General features: G+C 30.1%; 16 protein-coding genes and 3 tRNA genes. 6 read left to right on the forward strand and 13 right to left on the reverse strand.

Annotation, left to right across the window (positions count from 1 at the left end; translation table 11 throughout):
- Positions 1-254: 254 nt before the first annotated feature.
- Positions 255-1,781, forward strand: a complete 1,527-nt coding sequence (locus tag VJY32_RS08455; RefSeq protein ID WP_353677476.1) for an AbgT family transporter — start codon at positions 255-257, stop codon at positions 1,779-1,781.
- Positions 1,782-1,914: 133 nt separating this feature from the next.
- Here VJY32_RS08455 and VJY32_RS08460 read toward each other — a convergent pair whose 3' ends face one another.
- The 4 genes from VJY32_RS08460 to rnhC all read right to left on the reverse strand — a co-directional run bounded on the left by VJY32_RS08460 (position 1,915) and on the right by rnhC (position 5,469).
- Positions 1,915-2,433, reverse strand: coding sequence for a lipocalin family protein (locus tag VJY32_RS08460; protein WP_353677477.1), 519 nt, complete (start codon positions 2,431-2,433; stop codon positions 1,915-1,917).
- 811 nt (positions 2,434-3,244) lie between these two features.
- Positions 3,245-3,319 (reverse strand) — tRNA-Asp (locus VJY32_RS08465).
- A 63-nt stretch (positions 3,320-3,382) separates the two neighbouring features.
- Positions 3,383-4,489, reverse strand: coding sequence for a 6-phosphofructokinase (locus VJY32_RS08470; RefSeq protein WP_353677478.1), 1,107 nt, complete (start codon positions 4,487-4,489; stop codon positions 3,383-3,385).
- A gap of 53 nt (positions 4,490-4,542) precedes the next feature.
- Positions 4,543-5,469 (reverse strand): ribonuclease HIII, encoded by a 927-nt coding sequence (rnhC, locus tag VJY32_RS08475; protein ID WP_353677479.1) that lies wholly within the window; start codon positions 5,467-5,469, stop codon positions 4,543-4,545.
- 249 nt (positions 5,470-5,718) lie between these two features.
- Between rnhC and VJY32_RS08480 the strand changes: the two genes are divergently transcribed.
- Positions 5,719-5,806 (forward strand) — tRNA-Ser (locus VJY32_RS08480).
- 553 nt (positions 5,807-6,359) lie between these two features.
- On the opposite strand, the gene VJY32_RS08485 is transcribed toward VJY32_RS08480, so the two are convergent.
- The 7 genes from VJY32_RS08485 to VJY32_RS08515 all read right to left on the reverse strand — a co-directional run bounded on the left by VJY32_RS08485 (position 6,360) and on the right by VJY32_RS08515 (position 12,607).
- Positions 6,360-7,736: a DnaB-like helicase C-terminal domain-containing protein gene (locus tag VJY32_RS08485; RefSeq protein ID WP_353677480.1), complete on the reverse strand. Its 1,377-nt coding sequence runs from the start codon at positions 7,734-7,736 to the stop codon at positions 6,360-6,362.
- The gene (locus VJY32_RS08490; RefSeq protein WP_353677481.1) at positions 7,733-8,473 is read right to left on the reverse strand and encodes a replication protein; all 741 of its coding nucleotides are present in this window, start codon (positions 8,471-8,473) and stop codon (positions 7,733-7,735) included. Before VJY32_RS08490 ends, VJY32_RS08485 begins: the two co-directional genes overlap by 4 nt.
- Entirely contained in the window at positions 8,466-8,714 is a 249-nt protein-coding gene (locus tag VJY32_RS08495) for a hypothetical protein (protein WP_353677482.1), read from the reverse strand. The genes VJY32_RS08490 and VJY32_RS08495 overlap by 8 nt, the downstream gene beginning before the upstream one ends.
- A gap of 21 nt (positions 8,715-8,735) precedes the next feature.
- On the reverse strand, positions 8,736-9,809 hold the full coding sequence (locus tag VJY32_RS08500; protein WP_353677483.1) for a tyrosine-type recombinase/integrase: 1,074 nt from the start codon (positions 9,807-9,809) through the stop codon (positions 8,736-8,738).
- Positions 9,810-10,102: 293 nt separating this feature from the next.
- Positions 10,103-11,062, reverse strand: coding sequence for a hypothetical protein (locus VJY32_RS08505; RefSeq protein WP_353677484.1), 960 nt, complete (start codon positions 11,060-11,062; stop codon positions 10,103-10,105).
- Positions 11,063-11,359: 297 nt separating this feature from the next.
- Positions 11,360-11,575 (reverse strand): hypothetical protein, encoded by a 216-nt coding sequence (locus tag VJY32_RS08510; protein WP_353677485.1) that lies wholly within the window; start codon positions 11,573-11,575, stop codon positions 11,360-11,362.
- A gap of 9 nt (positions 11,576-11,584) precedes the next feature.
- Positions 11,585-12,607 (reverse strand): tyrosine-type recombinase/integrase, encoded by a 1,023-nt coding sequence (locus VJY32_RS08515; protein ID WP_353677486.1) that lies wholly within the window; start codon positions 12,605-12,607, stop codon positions 11,585-11,587.
- A gap of 83 nt (positions 12,608-12,690) precedes the next feature.
- Between VJY32_RS08515 and VJY32_RS08520 the strand changes: the two genes are divergently transcribed.
- The 4 genes from VJY32_RS08520 to VJY32_RS08535 all read left to right on the forward strand — a co-directional run bounded on the left by VJY32_RS08520 (position 12,691) and on the right by VJY32_RS08535 (position 15,447).
- Positions 12,691-12,780, forward strand: a tRNA-Ser gene (locus VJY32_RS08520).
- A gap of 264 nt (positions 12,781-13,044) precedes the next feature.
- Entirely contained in the window at positions 13,045-14,859 is a 1,815-nt protein-coding gene (locus VJY32_RS08525) for a carbamoyltransferase family protein (protein ID WP_353677487.1), read from the forward strand.
- A 2-nt stretch (positions 14,860-14,861) separates the two neighbouring features.
- Positions 14,862-15,278, forward strand: a complete 417-nt coding sequence (locus tag VJY32_RS08530) for an SxtJ family membrane protein (protein ID WP_353677488.1) — start codon at positions 14,862-14,864, stop codon at positions 15,276-15,278.
- Between the two features lie 10 nt (positions 15,279-15,288).
- The gene (locus tag VJY32_RS08535) at positions 15,289-15,447 is read left to right on the forward strand and encodes a DUF5989 family protein (RefSeq protein ID WP_353677489.1); all 159 of its coding nucleotides are present in this window, start codon (positions 15,289-15,291) and stop codon (positions 15,445-15,447) included.
- Positions 15,448-15,576: 129 nt separating this feature from the next.
- Here the strand turns inward: VJY32_RS08535 and VJY32_RS08540 are convergent, their stop codons facing one another.
- Positions 15,577-17,118, reverse strand: a complete 1,542-nt coding sequence (locus VJY32_RS08540) for an MFS transporter (RefSeq protein WP_353677490.1) — start codon at positions 17,116-17,118, stop codon at positions 15,577-15,579.
- Between the two features lie 14 nt (positions 17,119-17,132).
- Entirely contained in the window at positions 17,133-18,515 is a 1,383-nt protein-coding gene (locus VJY32_RS08545; protein ID WP_353677491.1) for an alpha-amylase family glycosyl hydrolase, read from the reverse strand.
- Positions 18,516-18,628 lie beyond the last annotated feature (113 nt).

Raw genomic sequence — 18,628 nt, forward strand, 5'->3', positions numbered from 1 at the left:
AGGCTCTGTAAGTAAACTTAGCGGGTTCCGATAAATGAAAAATATTATTACAAAATTTGAACACTGAAGAGAATTTCTCTAATACATGGGAATTCTTAATTATAAGTATTTACGACATGAATAATTAATTCCTCTTTTTATTCTTTACAGGAGACTATTTTAACTGATTTTTATTATCATCTCGCACAATTTTTTTATATTACTAACCAATAAGCTTGTCTTTAGATTTATAATCAACAATTAAAGGATGGTAAATGACAGATAAAAAAGTCAAAACTTTCAAATATCTTGAACAATTTCTCACTGTAATTGAAAAAGTTGGTAATAAACTTCCTAACCCACCTACATTATTTGCATTGTTTGCTTTGGCTGTAATTATCCTATCAGGAATAGTTAGTCAATTTAATTTTTCTGTTGTTCATCCAGGTACAGGACAAGAAATCAAACCGATTAACTTAATGTCGCTTGAAGGATTACATAAAATAATTCTTAATCTTATTACAAATTTCACATCATTTGCACCACTGGGAACTGTACTGGTTTCAATATTAGGAATTGCTGTTGCAGAACATAGTGGACTGATAGGAACAGTATTAAGATTGCTTGTTCTTAAATCACCTAAAAAACTTTTGACATTTGTGATTGTATTTGCCGGAATACTTTCAAATACTGCAAGTGAAATCGGTTATGTTTTACTCGTTCCGCTTTCTGCGATTATATTTCTTTCAGCAGGCAGGCATCCAATTGCTGGTTTGGCTGCGGCATTCGCCGGTGTTTCAGGTGGTTATAGTGCAAATCTTTTGCTTGGAACAATTGATCCTCTACTTGCTGGTTTAACTCAGGAAGCAGCTCATATAATTGATAAGTCTTACGAGGTAACCGCTGCTGCGAATTATTACTTTATGTCTGTTTCTACTTTCTTCATTGCGGCTGCGGGAACTTATGTTACTGAAAAAATTATTGTACCCAGATTAGGAGAATATAAAGGTTCTATTCAACCAGATGAAATAAAACCTCTTTCAAAAGATGAAAAACGCGGTTTAATTTATTCTGGAGTTGCAACATTAATTTTTGTTGTAATAATTCTAGCAGGGTTGATTCCAGATAATGGTTTCCTTCGTGATCCAAAAACAAATGGAATTCTTAAGTCACCATTTTTAAGCGGAATAGTAACATTTATTTTCTTTGGTGGTGTTATATCCGGTATTGCTTTTGGAATTGGTGCTAAGACTATTAAATCAGATAATGACGTTATTAAAGGAATGAATAAATCAATGGAAACTCTCGCCTCATACATTGTACTGGTGTTTTTTGCTTCCCAATTTGTTGCATTTTTTAATTGGACAAATCTTGGATTGATTTTAGCTGTTGAAGGTGCAAATTTTCTTAAAGCCTCTGGTTTAGGTCCTGTGCCATTGCTCATTTCTTTCATAATTATTTCCGCTATTATCAATTTATTTATCGGAAGTGCTTCAGCTAAATGGGCTATTATGGCTCCGGTTTTTATCCCAATGTTTATGCTTCTGGGATATTCTCCAGAATTAGTTCAGGCAGCTTACAGAGTTGGTGATAGCGTAACAAATATAATCTCACCAATGATGTCTTACTTTGCTTTGATTATAGCTTTCGTTGCTAAATACAATCCAAAAGCTGGTATAGGAACTTTAATTGCCACAATGCTCCCTTACACAATTGTATTCTTAATCATCTGGGTTGCTTTATTTATAATTTGGTTTATTTTGGGCTTGCCAGTTGGACCAGGTGCAAAAATGTTTATTTAATGGAACAGTAACTTTTAATTTAAGTGGTTGACTAAAAATAAGGTCTTTATAAAATATGGAATTCTGAAAACACAGTTTTTAAAAGATTTTCACAGATTGTAAAATTGAAAATTACTTTTAGATAACCACTTTTTTATTGTTTACTAAATTCAAAATTTTGGGGATTGTAACCTTGTTCTCTAAGAATTCTGAAAATTTTTTCAAGCGTATCTTTTTCTAACTTTGGTGAACGACTTAATACCCAGCCATATTTTCTGCTTGGAGTTCCAACAATTGCCCATTGATAATTTGTATCTAATCCGATTATCCAGTAATCACCCCAAATTGGTCGCCAACCAAGAATACTAAAAAAACTTACTTCAAGTTTTGCATTCGATTTTTTATCCACAATTTTTGCTACTCCTTTGGCTTGGTTAGTTGAACCGTCTTCTTCAATACAAGAATTGATTACTTCAATTTCACCATTTTCACTCAGTGAATATTTTGCTGTGGTTCCTTTAACACAGTGACTTTGAAAGCGATTTGGTATCTTAGCAATCTCATACCAAAGTCCTAAGTATTTGTTTATATCAACATATTCAACTGTCTTAAGTGGTTGTGGCTGCGAAAAGATATTAATGCTTAAAATGATAAATAAAATTATTGCTTTCATAAACCCTCAATTATTTTAATAATATTATTTTATTGAAAACATAATACTCGCCTATTTTATCTCTCTAAAACTTAATGTCGAATTTTATTTATTATCTGTTAATTAATTTAATAAAATCACAATGTATTTTCATATAACTTTCACTTTTAAGATTTACTCTTTTTCTTCTCTATAAGATTTAATGCTGCAGGTTTTTATATAAGTTTGCATTTCATTTGTTTCTTAATAAGTTTATAACTTTAATATAGGCTCGTATAACTTTTCAATATTGTCTTTCACTAAATTAGGTCAATAACTATTTAGTATTTGAAAGTAAGATTTCCAACACAATATAATGTATTTGTATTTATGCTCACTTAAGCTTTTACTTCGAGGTTGTTGTTAATCTTTTTTAAGAATCTCATACTCTTCTAAAGCTAAATTTTTATCACCCATGAAATATAGTGCCCATATTAAAATGTGTTACTGCATAATCAACGTTTGGTATATATTGTTTTTTTGAATGTATTAGTGGCTTCTATTTATGGAAAAACAAAATCACATTTATCATTTACAACATCATAGGTGATATTGGTTTTTATATTTTATCCTACACATTTATTAATTCAAACTCTCTTATGTTTATACTTCTGATATTGCTGAAGGAATTTTTTAGTTTATTATACTAAAGAGTATCTGCACTTGTGTAATGAGTAAGAGGGTAATTTAGAATGCAGAAATTTCTACTTCAGTCAATTTACTTTTTCCTAAGGAATGGATTCTTTAAAACCAAAAAGCCTTGTAACTTATTTAATTACAAGGCTTTAACAAGCGGGGCCGACGAGACTCGAACTCGCGACCTCCTGCGTGACAGGCAGGCGTTCTAACCAAACTGAACTACGACCCCATTAAGAACTTTTATTAAAGGCGCACAAAAATAGTAATTATATATTATCCAAACAAGATTAAGTCATAATTTTTCTGTCCCAAAACTTACTCCTACCGCACTTGCTGCTAATACAGCCTGGTCATTTTGTTTAACTAATTTTTGTTTTGAAATAGCTTCAGAAATTGGAACACTCTTTATTTCGTTTCCCTTAAGAGCTACCATTCTTCCAAATTGCTTATTTATTGCAAGTTTAATTGCATATGTCCCAAATTTAGTAGATAAAATTCTATCAAATGGTGTAGGACTTCCACCTCTTTGTAAATGTCCAAGCACTGTATAGCGTGTTTCCAACCCGGTATCTTCACTTATTTTTTTTGCAACATATTCACCAATTCCACCTAATTGAATTGGGTCTGTTCTTTTTGCATCTTTACCTTTGATGATCATTCCTTCTCCTTTTGGTTTAGCTCCTTCTGCAACACATACAATACTAAATCTTTTTCCCATCATATTTCTCTCTAAAAGTTTATCATAAATTCTATCCCATATAAAAGGTAATTCAGGAATTAATATAACATCAGCTCCACCGGCAATTCCTCCATTAAGTGCTATCCAACCAGCGTATCTTCCCATTACTTCAATAACCATAACACGATGGTGAGAAGATGCAGTTGTATGCAGTCTATCCAGTGCTTCAGATACAACATAAACAGCAGAATCATGCCCAAATGTTAAGTCTGTTGCTTCTAAATCATTATCAATAGTTTTCGGAACTCCAACAATATTCATCCCCATATCAATTAATTTTTGTGAGATATGCATTGTTCCATCTCCACCTATTGCAATTACAGCATCAAGGTTCCATGCTTCGTAATTTTTAAGAGCATCTTTTGAGCGGTCAACAATTTTAATTTTGCCATTTACTTCTTCAGGCCAATGAAATGGATCCCCTTTGTTTGATGAACCGAGAATTGTTCCTCCGGTTGCGAGTATACCAGATACATCTTTGTTGTAAAGTTCAATTGCTTTTCCTTCTACCAATCCCTCAAATCCATCAAGTATGCCCAGTACAGTTAAGCCATTGTCCAGTGCAGGTTTTGTTACACCTCTAATAACTGCATTTAAGCCAGGACAATCACCTCCACCTGTAAGTATTCCAATCCTTTTTACTTTTGTTTTTGATGTCATATTTTAATCTCACTTTTTATTACACAAAAATAATATTTCTCTTCTTCTGAAGTCTAATCAATATTTTTTAATGTTTTAAAATGAAGTTTTGCATAACTTTTTAAATTTTCTTTGCCAATTTTTTTTATCAAATCAGCTACACACTCTTCAACTTTTTTTGATGAACCTTTAACTAAATTTATTCCCTTTTTTGATTGTTCTTTAAACCATTCATTAAGTTTATTTCTGGCAAGTATAGATGCGGCTGCAACACCAATATATTTTTCTGCTTTTGTGATTTGTAAGAATTCAATTGATGAATAATTTTTATCCAGGTGAATATTCAATTTTTGATTGCTGAATTTATCTGTGATAACTTTTTTGCATTCATTCTTCTTAAGAATATTTTCTATTGCTTTTGAATGTGCCCAGTTTAATAACTTGTTGAGATTTTTAAATTCACTATAAAGTTCATTGTATTTTGCAGGAGCAATGGTAACAATATTATAATTTTCACCAACAATTTTTATAATATTTTTTGACATATATGATATTTGTTCTTCTGATAAATCTTTGCTGTCTCTCACACCAAGTTGCTTTAATTTATTTCTTGTTTCATTATTAACAAAAACAGCTGCAACTACAAGCGGACCAAAAAAATCACCCTTACCGCTTTCATCTGTTCCGATATATTCATCGGGTTCAATAATTTCAATATCATTATCAGTTGACAGGTCTAATTCCATTTGTTCAAAAATTACTTTACGAATTTGCGAGTATTCTTTTGATTTTGTATCTCCCTGTAAAATAGTTCTCAACCCTTTTTTACCAAAATACACTAGAACTTTAACTTTCTTCTTATTAATACTTACAGTAAACTCATAATTATAATTTTTTTGTTCAATGTTTGTAGTTATGTAATTTAGTGCGGTTAGTTTTTTCTTAATTTGATTAATATAATCGTAAGCTTTTTTGGGAATATTCATTACGAATGATTTCAAAATTGTTTTGCAGAGTAAAAAATAGTAAATAATAATTACTTACCATAGAATTATTTTTTTTGAAAACCAAATCTGGCTCTAAGGAATTTATTGGATAAGAAATGAAGAATTAAAAAAAATTTTGTATAGTTGTAACCGAAATTTTTATGGTTCTTTAAAAATTTGGAATATCGCAGAGAGTGGTTTGGCAAAGCCATCCCTTTGGGAGAATACGGCGGTTTTGAAAAATTTTAAATTAATTTAAGAATTGGAGAGGTGGCAGAGTGGTTGAATGCGGCGGTCTTGAAAACCGTTGTCCGTGTAACGCGGACCGGGGGTTCGAATCCCTCCCTCTCCGCAAATCTTTGTTTTTAGCCTAAATTTACACTTTTATATTTTTTTCTTATCCTAATAAGTCATACTTAACATTCAAAAAAGTCATCACTATTGTCATCAATTTTGTCATCACTTTTTTGATGTTTTTTACTGATTCAAAGAACGTTTTATTAAATGGAAAAACCGCTCAGAGAAACTTGGGGCTTGGCTTCCCTAAAACTCTGAACGGTCTTCCATGTTAAACTTTTTCCACTACTACCAAGCTATTAAGTTTTTTGCAACTTAGTAAATGCTTTTACTTAATGCAAGAAAAATTTTTACCTTAGAATTTTTTGAGTCCCTAAAAAAGAAAATGCTGAATTTTTGAGTCCCTAAAAAGACAATATAAAAATAGCAGTTTAACCCAAGTTAAAAATTCGTTTTAATTGCATTTTAATTACTTATAAACCACTTTCATTACAGAGGATATATAAAATATTTGACAATTATTTTTTTTATTTATGGAGAGACAAACTTAGTGGTCTCAATTGGCAATTGGAGCCCGGCGGTTCTCCAACTATGTTTGGTTACTTTAATCAGAATGGAGTTTTAATTTCATAGTCAATAATATTTTCAACATTTGCTTTGCTTTTTGTAATTTTATTAGCAAATGAATGATTAAAATCCAGTTCAAACATTTTGCCACATTCATTCATTTCCAAAACAAAACTTCTGCCACTTTGTGAATGTCTTGAACTGTCAAGTTTAACTACAAAGTAATTATCTTTAACTAAAATTTTATTCGAACCAATATTTATTTGTTCAAGTCCAGCACGATAAGGATTAAAAATAGTGAAAATAAAATCGCTATCACGGGCTAAACCGATTGAATCGGCTAAATTAACTGAACTTGGTTCTTGGAATCCGTTTCTGTTTAGCTGACTTAACACAATTAGAACAATATTATTCTCTTTAGCAATAATTTTGAGTCGATTGCTTAACAAACTAATTTCTCTTTCTCTCGATTCGATTGATTTGTATTTAGAAAAATCATTTTTCATAAGTCCGATATAATCAATCATTACAACTTTCAAACCTTCAGCTTCTTTCAACTTTTTTATCGTAGCTTCAATTTCATTGAACGAAAGCAAATTATCTAAAATGAAAAGCTTTTTATCAGAAAATTTTTTTGTTACACGCATTAAATCAGCTCTTTGAGAATCACTTAACTTTTTTGGATTTCTCAAAAGTTCATAAGGTATATTTAACTCCATAGAAAGAATTTTCTCGGTAACTTCCTTTTCGGTCATTTCAAGAGAAAAAATTGCTGAGGGTAAGCCTTGAAAAATAAAGTCCATCATTAGATTTAATGCAAAAGAAGTCTTTCCATTTTTGAAAGCTCCAGCAATGCAAATTAGATTGCATTCGCTAAGTCCACCTGTAAAATTATTAAATGAAGGAAACCTCTCTGTTTTAATTAATGATTTACTACCTTTGATTTCCTCTTCAATTTCTTCTAAACATTCTTTAACTTTTTCGGCAAAGTTTTTTGGTTTTTCAAATCTTGAATATTTTTTTAACTCTGCTTTCAGTTTTTCCGAAGTTTCACTCAATAAATCCAAACCTTTAATAGAATCTTTAGCTTCTCCCAATGCTTCACGTAAAATTTTCTCAGTTTTTATGCTGTCAAATATGTCCAAAAATTCCTTTATTCTCAAAGAAATGTTTTGTGGCAAATTATAATCTGAAAAATCATTAAGAGAAAAACCATTTTTTTGAATTATATGATAAGCTGCAATATGGTCAAAATTGCATGACTGATAAAATTCATCAAAAACCGCTTGAAAAGGTTTCGGGAAAAGTTCGATAGGAATTGCGTTTTTAAGTTCGATAGTAGATTTAGGATTATACATAATTTCTGCGATTAACTGTTTGCACTTTTCATTAAGTAATTGTGATTTGTTTAACTTCATATTTTCAGCTCCAAAGTTTTTGGTCTATCGTTGATTTCATTTTTAGTTTCTCTATAAGAATTCGAATTTGACTTTAAAGGAAATAAACCTTGCCATTGATTGCGAATTGACTGATTTATAACTTCAATCGGATTAGGTTGTAATTCCAAAAATTTCAATTGCTTCTTAACTGAAAACTCAGTTAATTTCTTTTTAATTGACTTTCGATATTCAATCCATTCTTTCCAAACTTGAATAAATCCTTTTCTTTTTATTAAGCTTTCAGGTATAAGGTTTATAAAAAATGAATCCTCCTCTTTATTTATATTTTCTTTATTGTTTTCTTTATTGGTAATCGTTTTGATTACTCTACTGTAATTCTTTTGATTACTCTTAGTGTAATCTTTTTGATTACTCTTAGTGTAATCTTTTTGATTACACTCAACAAACCAATCATCATAATTCTTATTTATTGAAATTTCTCGTGGTTTAGAACCAATATAATCGTTCTCAATTTTCAAAACATTTTTATTACATAATTGCTTAATGATTTTCCTTAAATTTTGATAACGAATATTTGTTGCTTTCTCTAAATACCTAAGGGATATTTGGCATGCCTTTTTATTAAAACCATAACTAAAACGGATAACCGCTAATATTACCTTCAGCTCTCTACTCGAAAAATTTGCTCGAGTAATTGCTTCGAGTAACTCATTTGCGATTTTTGTGTAACCATTTTCACATTGAACATCAGCCATCTTCTTCTCTCAATGAATTAATTATATAATTTATATCTTCAGGATTATCGCAAGTAATTAAATCATAAACAGGATTAATAAAATCGAGTAAATCAGCTTGGCAAGTTTTTAAGTGCTCTGAAAAAATTTCACGAAGCTGAGAGTTTGAAATTTTTGAAATCTGTTTTTTCAAAAAATCAGTTTGAATCAAAATTGAACGCAAGTTCTCATATAAACCATAAAATTCATTATCATATTTCATTTTTTAACCTCTATAAATTCTTTAGTTTGTTGAAACATCATTTAATTTTTCAATTGCACCTCTTAAGTTGTCAGGCTGCAAGTGTGCATATATTTGAGTAACCGAAACGCTTGAATGTCCAAGCAATTTTTGAACTTCATAAATTGAAACACCTTTTTGAACTAACCAGCTCGCAAATGTATGTCTTAAAGAATGAAAGTTAAGTTTTGGATTTATGTTTGCTTTCAAAACATATTTATGAAATTTATGAGAAAGAAAATCTTGATTGATAGGTCTATCATTAATCGTAAATACAAACTCAGTTTTTTCTGTTAGTTGTCGTTCTGTAAGAATTTGTAACGCTTTGATTGATAATGGAATTGTTCGAACTTTTTTTGACTTAGTTATATTCGTTTGGTTATCCAAGATAATAAAACGGTCTTTGAAATTAATCTGATTCCACTTAAGATTTAATATTTCACTTTGTCGCATTCCTGTTTGAACTGCAAGAATTACAATATCACGAATTACTTTTGAATCAATAACACTTAGCAATAAATCAAATTGCAATTCGGTAAAGAAAAGAGGTTGCTTTTGTGGAATCTTAAACCTTTTGATATTATCACAAGGATTTTTGATAAGGTAACCTTCAGCAACTGCACGATTGAACATTGAATTAATGCAAATAAAATCTTTCCTTGCTTGGTAAAGTGAACTCGAATTAATTCTTTGAACGAAATAATCGTTCAGTTTAGCTGTAGTAATGTCTTTGATTGGAATATTGTCAAAGAATTCAAATAAAAATTTGAGAGTGATTTTATAACCTTTGAAAGTCTTAGGTTTGTGAACTGTTAAAGAGAATTGAAGGAAATCGTTAATCAACTGTTGAAGTGGAATTGATTTCAGCTTTTGAAGTTTTCGCTCTTCAAGTTCTCTTTGGAAATTAGCAAGGATTTTTAATGCTTCAGCTTTAGTTTTGCATTTAGTCGAAAATGAAGTTTCTTTACCATTTGACTGATAATGAATATAGTAATACCTATCTGAATGTTTTTTTAGAGAATTTACACTTTTAATTTTCGTGTAATTTTGATAATTTCGTATTGCCTTACAAATCATACTTTTTTACTTTTATACTTTCAAGCTGAAGGGTCGCAACCTTCAGCTTTTTTATTTTTAATTTTACTTACACTAAATAAAAAAGCCTTGCTTGAACAGAGCAACAAGCAAGGCTTTTTTGGTAGTGGAAACTTTATTGATTTTCTTAGCTTCCAGTCGCTCTGTTCAAAATTGCTAAGGTTTCAGAAAAAAAAGAACTAAACGAATATTGTTATATGCAAATTGGAAGCCACTTCCAATTTTATTGGTATTAGTAAGGTAATTTTGGTAGGTTTAAGTAGGTTTATAATCTGTTAATTAAGCAATCTATCTTCAATATTTAATTTTTTGCACCAATTCCTTGCTGTATGGTTACTAACACCTAATTGCTTTCCCATTTTGCTATAATTTATTTTACCGTTCTTTTTTATGCATTCTTTAGCAACAGATTTTATTTTATTTATAATTTCTGGTTTAATATTTGTCAGTATATTTATTGGGAATTCTTTGTGAGTTTCAGCTTTTCTTTTCTTTTTTAATTTCTCAAGTGCAATTGAATGTTCTCTGCTTAAGCTAATAAAATCGTTTTCCTTTCTTTGCAATTCCTTCTTTTTAATCTCATCTTCTTTTTTCAAAATCTCATTTGCTTTTTTCAAATTATTAGCAATTATGTAATGCTCGATATAATGAATGTTTAACACTTGCTTAATTTTTTGTTCACATCTTTCAATGCTAACTGATTGCTGAAAAATGTTATAATTAAACTCAATATTTATATTTTGATTCTCTGCATTGAATAATAATTTATCATAGCTGATTTTTGCTTTCAAAGATGTGATTATTTTACTTAAAATTTCATAAAGCATTCTATAAGCAAGTGAATATTGATAATCGATTATTAATAATTCGTATCCCTCTGAAGATGTTTTAGTATAGGCTAAATCATTTTCAGGTAAAATATATTTTTTATTCTCTTCAGTGATTTTTATATCAAATGCCTTTAAGAACTTTTCGAAATATTTATCGAATGTTTCTAAGAATTTATTTTTAGGAAAATATTTTTCGAATAAATAGATAAAAGCAAATTGAAGTTTATCAACATTACTTAAATTTTTTTGAATTTCTTTAGCAAATATAACATTATAATCTAAATTAGGATTTGATTCGAATCTTTCCTTTACTTTTGATTGAATGATTCCATAATCTAAATCAGGAACTGGGAATAATACTTTTTTTACTTCTTCGTAAATGAAAGAATATTTTTCGATTTTCATTCCACTACCATTATTAAAAAATCCACTTGAACCGCTATCAAACCGTTCACTGTCGGTCGTTCGCTTAGTGCGAACACGGTTCAAAGTGGATTTAATTTCAAAACTTGCTTCAGTGAATTATTTGATAGTTCGCTTATAACTTAAAAAAATCTTTTTTTTGATTCAATAATGCAAAACGAAACGAAATAGGTAAAAAAAAATTTGCTCATTCGTGACAAGTTGGGGTTTTAATTTAACCGCTCTCAAATACTCCAGAAAGAACCTAACCACTGATTATTTGTGTTATACTTGTGTTATTTATCCTATCTTGTAACAGTTTTTTTCAAAAACTCTTTTTATTTTCCTTTTGCTGCCTTCTAATCCATAAATATACTTATAATCAAAACTATCAGTTAATGCAATAGATAATAAAACTTGAATACCTTCAGCTTTTAAGTCTTGGATTAAGCTATCGGGAAATAATTCATTTCTTTTAATCCATTTTGCATTTTTGAATAATATTTTTTTTCTCATACTGCACCTTTAGTTTGTTGAAACATCATTTAATTTTTCAATTGCACCTCTTAAGTTGTCAGGCTGCAAGTGTGCATATATTTGAGTAACCGAAACGCTTGAATGTCCAAGCAATTTTTGAACTTCATAAATTGAAACACCTTTTTGAACTAACCAGCTCGCAAATGTATGTCTTAAAGAATGAAAGTTAAGTTTTGGATTTATGTTTGCTTTCAAAACATATTTATGAAATTTATGAGAAAGAAAATCTTGATTGATAGGTCTATCATTAATCGTAAATACAAACTCAGTTTTTTCTGTTAGTTGTCGTTCTGTAAGAATTTGTAACGCTTTGATTGATAATGGAATTGTTCGAACTTTTTTTGACTTAGTTATATTCGTTTGGTTATCCAAGATAATAAAACGGTCTTTGAAATTAATCTGATTCCACTTAAGATTTAATATTTCACTTTGTCGCATTCCTGTTTGAACTGCAAGAATTACAATATCACGAATTACTTTTGAATCAATAACACTTAGCAATAAATCAAATTGCAATTCGGTAAAGAAAAGAGGTTGCTTTTGTGGAATCTTAAACCTTTTGATATTATCACAAGGATTTTTGATAAGGTAACCTTCAGCAACTGCACGATTGAACATTGAATTAATGCAAATAAAATCTTTCCTTGCTTGGTAAAGTGAACTCGAATTAATTCTTTGAACGAAATAATCGTTCAGTTTAGCTGTAGTAATGTCTTTGATTGGAATATTGTCAAAGAATTCAAATAAAAATTTGAGAGTGATTTTATAACCTTTGAAAGTCTTAGGTTTGTGAACTGTTAAAGAGAATTGAAGGAAATCGTTAATCAACTGTTGAAGTGGAATTGATTTCAGCTTTTGAAGTTTTCGCTCTTCAAGATTTTTTTTGAAATTAGAAAAGAACTTCAATGCTTCAGCTTTAATTTTAGTGCCTGTAGAAATTGAAGTTCTTTTACCGTTAGACTGAAGGTAATAAACATAATAATAACCGTTCGAACGTTTAGAGAGAGTCATCTTAAGAACTCCCAAACGCTCAATGAATCAGTAAAAAATTAGAAATTTGTCATCAAAAAAGTCATCACAAGATAAAAAAACTTGGAAAATAGAATAAGAGTGGTTGAATGCGGCGGTCTTGAAAACCGTTGTCCGTGTAACGCGGACCGGGGGTTCGAATCCCTCCCTCTCCGCAAATCTACACCAAGGCTTCGATTGGCAAACTAAGTATAATTTAAACTTCACTTGACAAGTCACTCCTGTTAGTAGACAAAAATTCCATTCAATCCTCAGTTAATAAGCACATATAATTCAAGTTTTTAACTAACTTTACCAAAAACTTATATCGATTCATCAAATTCTCTATCCATTACAAATTCTTCTAAATTACATTTTCCTACATAAAAAATTATACTTTCCTTATCTTTATAAAAGTCAATCATTATTTTTAGAAAGTTATGTATATACTCGGCATATCAGCATACTATCATGATAGTGCAGCATGCATAATTAAAGACGGGGATATTATTGCAGCTGCTCAGGAAGAAAGATTTACACGCAAAAAGCATGACCACAGATTTCCAATTAATGCAATCAATTTTTGTATCTCATCAACAGGGATTAATGTTAATGAATTATCCTATGTTGCATTTTATGATAAACCTTTTCTAAAATTCGAAAGATTACTCGAAACATACCTCACATTTGCACCAAGAGGATTAAAATCTTTCCTCAAAGCAATGCCACTTTGGATTAAAGAAAAATTATGGATTAAAGAATTAATCAAAAAAGAAATTAACTTTGAAGGGGAAGTTATTTTTCCAGAACATCATGAATCTCATGCGGCATCTGCATTTTTTCCATCTCCTTTTAACGAAGCTGCTTTTCTAACACTCGATGGTGTTGGCGAATGGACAACTACAAGTTATGGCATCGGTCAAGAAAATAAAATCCAAATTTTAGCAGATATTAAATTCCCTCATTCACTTGGACTTCTTTACTCAGCTTTTACTTATTACACTGGATTCAAAGTAAATTCTGGTGAATACAAGGTGATGGGTTTGGCTCCTTATGGTGAACCCAAATATGTAAAATTAATTTATGACAATCTGATTGATGTAAAAGAAGATGGCTCGTTTAAACTAAACATGGATTATTTTGATTATTGTACTGGATTAACTATGACTAACGAAAAATTTCATAAACTATTTGGAGGTAAACCAAGAAAACCAGAATCAAAATTAACACAGCGAGAAATGGATATTGCTGCATCAATTCAAGTTGTTACAGAAGAAGTAATATTAAAAATGGTAAGGCATATTAAAAAAGAAACTAATATGAAATACCTATGTCTTGCAGGTGGTGTTGCACTAAATTGCGTAGCCAATGGAAAGATATTAAAAGAAAATTTATTCGAAGATATCTGGATACAACCAGCAGCTGGAGATGCTGGGGGTTCATTAGGAGCTGCCTTGTTTACGTGGTATCAATATTTAGATAATAAAAGAATTGTCGATAAAAATGATAAACAAAAAGGTTCATTCTTAGGACCTTCTTATGAAAATGGTTATATAGAAGAATTCTTAAATAAAAATAAAATTCCATACAAAAAAATTAATCAAGAAGAAATTGCAAAAATTGGAGCTGAATTAATTGCACAGGGAAATGTTGTTGGATGGTTTCAGGGAAGAATGGAGTTTGGACCACGAGCACTGGGGGCACGTTCAATTTTAGGAGATGCAAGATTTCCTGATATGCAGAAAAAAATTAATCTAAAAATAAAATTTAGAGAAAGTTTTAGACCCTTTGCACCTTCAGTTCTGGAAGAAAAAGTTTCTGAATATTTTAATCTCGACAGGCCAAGTCCTTATATGTTACTCGTTGCCGATGTTAAAGAAGAAAGAAGAAAAATGATGACAGAAGAACAAAAAAAATTATTTGGAATTGATAAATTGAATGTCGTAAGATCAGACATTCCTGCTGTAACACATGTTGACTATTCCGCACGAATACAGACTGTTAACAAAGAAACCAATCCTATTTATTATGATTTAATTAAAGAATATGAAAAATTAACCGGCTACAGTGTAATTGTTAATACATCTTTCAATGTAAGAGGAGAACCAATTGTCTGCAAGCCCGAAGAAGCTTATATTTGTTTTATGAGGACCAACATAGATTATCTGATAATGAGTAATTATTTGTTAGACAAAAAGGAACAAAAACCACTTTCAGAAGATGTTGAATGGAAAAAACAATTTGAACTGGATTAATTGTGATACTCGAAGAAATTAAAAATATTGATTGCAGCAAACGCGCATTAAAAAAATTTGGATTTACCTTTGCAGTAATCTCATTCTTAATTAGTATAATTTCATTTTTAAATCATTCAAAATTCTTTTTCTACTTTATTCTTGCTGGATTGCTGCTTTTAGTAATTTCTATTTCTATTCCCCAATCTCTAAAATATATTTACAAAATCTGGATGACCTTTGCATTAATCTTAGGAATTATAACAACGAATCTTATATTAACTATCCTTTTTTATGCAATCATTACTCCAATAGGATTAATTATCAAGTTAAGAGACAAAGACCTTCTTGACCTTAAATTTAAAAAAGATAGCAATACTTATTGGAATTACAGAAAGATTAAAGAATACAAAAGAGAATATTCCGAAAGACAATTTTAATGAGGCATATATGAGTAAAATATCTGTAGTCAAAGAGTTATGGGATTTTCTAAAAGAAAGAAAAAAATGGTGGCTTTTGCCAATTGTAATATTTCTAATAATAATAAGCGGATTAATTATTCTAACACAAGGTTCAGCATTAGCACCATTTATATATGCAATTTTTTAATTAAGACTTGATGAAATGAAGGCTGTCTTAAAAGTAGTTATTCAAAAAATATATCCGCGAAAATCCATTTTATCTTTACATCTGAATCTCATTATAAGTACTTTTTAAGATAGCCTTATTATCAAAATATTACATTTTTTTTTGACTATGTTGTATAGTATGGTCTGCATCTACATCATTAACAAACATAGTCAATGCTGCAGCAACAATCATTGATATTCCACCAAGAACAAGTGCATAAATTGCTTCTCCTTTGAACAATGTTCTAACAAAGAATCCTAAAATTGCAGCAGCAGTAATTTGAGGAATTACAATAAAGAAATTAAATATTCCCATATATACACCCATTTTTTTAGGTGGCAGTGAACCTGTTAATATTGCATACGGCATAGCTAAAATTGAAGCCCAAGCTAATCCAATTCCCAATTCTGAAATCAATAACATTTTGGGATCTTTAATAAAATAAAAAGATAGTAAACCCAATCCCCCACAAATTAAGCTTATTGAATGAACAGTTTTACGACTTGACTTTCTTGCTAAAGCAATTAATAAAAAAGCCATAACTGCTGCAAATCCATTATAAACTGACATTAAAACACCAACCCAGTTAGCTCCTTCATTATAGAGAGTTGAAGATGTATCCGTTGCACCATAAATATGATGTGTTACAGCGGGAGTTGTATATATCCACATTGCAAATAAAGCAAACCAGGAAAAAAATTGAACAAATGCTAATTGAATCATCGTTCTTGGCATATTATATAAATCATTAATAATTACAACAAGTCCATTTGACTTCTGCTTATTAACAAAAAAACTAACCAGTAACTGCAATAATCCAAAAGTAAAAATTCCAGAAAAGAATATAGCAAGCCCATAATCCATATAAATAAAAAATTTAAAAACTATAAAAAGCAGTAATCCTGCAGCGCTCCATTTAATTCCATTCAGAAAAAACTTTTTATATTCTGTTAAATCTCTTAAAGGATTTTCTTTTTCTTTTGAAGAATCAACACTTGATTTAGATTGAGAAAATTTTTCCAGTTCTTCTGGAGAATACTCTTTAGATTTTAAAACTGTCCAAAGAACCGCAAGAAAAAAAACTATTCCACCAATGTAAAATGAAAATTTTACACTGTCCGGAATTTCTCCTGGAGGAGCTGTGTTTTTAATCCCTAAAAAGTTTGTCATCAAATATGGTAATGCTGAAGCTATTACTGCACCCGTTCCAATAAAAAAGCTTTGCATAGAAAAGCCAAGAGTTCTTTGTGAAGAAGGGAGCATATCGCCAACAAACGCTCTAAAAGGTTCCATTGAGATATTAATTGATGCATCCATTATCCAAAGCATACCAGCTGCAACCCACAAAGCTGGTGAATTTGGCATAATCATTAATGCTATCGATGCAAGAATTGCTCCTGTAAGAAAATATGGCTTCCTTCTTCCTAATCTATTCCATGTATTATCACTCATGTGACCAATAATAGGTTGAACTATTAAACCAGTAACCGGTGCAGCAATCCAGAGTATTGGGATATCATCGATATTTGCACCAAGTGTTTCAAATATTCTACTTACATTTGCATTTTGAAGTGCAAAACCAAATTGAATTCCAAGGAATCCAAAACTCATATTCCAGATTTGCCAGAAACTTAAGCGCGGTTTTTCCATAAATTTTTCCTTTTTTATTTGACCTTAATTAAAACAATATATTCCCACGGCTGCAGTTCAAATTCTTGATTGGATTTAATTTCTACTTCTTCGCCTGTAAAATAATTTTTATATGTTCCTTTTAATTTTCCAAAATTTATTAATGCATGTTGATTCTTAGATGAAAAATTAAAAACAGAAATTACTTTGTTTTCTTTTTTCAATCGATAAAATGTCAATACATTATCTTCATTATCATTATTCAATAATTTTATTTCTCCACCATATTTACCATTCCAGAGTGATTTATTTTCTTTCTTTAACTTTATCAAATCAGAAAAGAATTTTTCATACTTCATGTCATTCCAGAAAATTGTATCTTTATCAAAAAAACGGAGTCTTTTGTTTAAGCCGGCTTCTTGCCCGCTATAAAGAAGAGGAATCCCTCGAGTAACAAAAATGAATGTATTAAAAGCATCTACTGCTTTTCCCAATCTTTCAAATTCAGTTCCACTCCAGGAGTTTTCGTCATGATTCGTAGTAAAGTTAAGCCGATATCCTTCTTCGGGGTAATTCTTTTTTTCATCTTTGATATGATTAATCAAAGCCCGTGCATTCAATTTTCCTATTGCTATATCATTCATTAAATCTTTTAATTGCCAGTTATAAGTAACATCAAATGCTTTGTGCAGATATGGTTCACTTGCTTCTGCAAGCATAAAGAGAGGTTTTATTTTTTGTAGTTTAGTTCTTGCTTCAATCCAAAATTCTATAGGAACCCCAACAGCATAATCACATCTGAAACCATCAACATTAAATTCTTTTACCCAGTATTCCATAGCATCAATCATTTTATTCCATAATTCTTTATTATCATAATTAAGATCAATTACATCACTCCAATCAGCAACAGGAGGATAAAATTCACCCTTTTCATTCTTGCTAAAAAAATCTGGATTAGTTTTTGTCCAAACATTATCCCATGATGTATGATTACCAACCCAATCAAGCATAACATACATTCCAAGTTGATGAATTTTTTCTACGAGTTCTTTAAAATCCTCTTCAGTTCCAAATTCTGGATTAATTGCTTTATAATCTTTGATAGAATAATAACTCCCTAAAGAACCTTTTCTGTTTTGTTCTCCAATTGGATGAATTGGCATAAACCACAAAACATCAATTCCCATCTTTTTTAATCTTGGCAGGTGTTTCTCGAATGCTTTAAATGTTCCTTCAGGTGTAAACTGTCTTACATTCACTTCGTATATAACAACATTCTTTGTCCACTCAGGAGGATTAAAAAGACTTTTCTCAAGTAACTTCTTTTCCTTTGGGAAAGAATTAACAAAAAGAACTAAAAATAATATATAAACTAAGTAAACAAAGTAATTATTTTTTTTAGAGCCGATAAACATAAATTCTCCTTTTTATTTTATGAAAAACTACACTATTTTTTTTTTGCGAACAAATGCAATTTAATAATGCTATTAATGATTATATTTGGTAACCAAGCTAATAATGATTAATA

The organism is Rosettibacter primus (assembly GCF_036860675.1).
Classification (GTDB): domain Bacteria; phylum Bacteroidota; class Ignavibacteria; order Ignavibacteriales; family Melioribacteraceae; genus Rosettibacter; species Rosettibacter primus.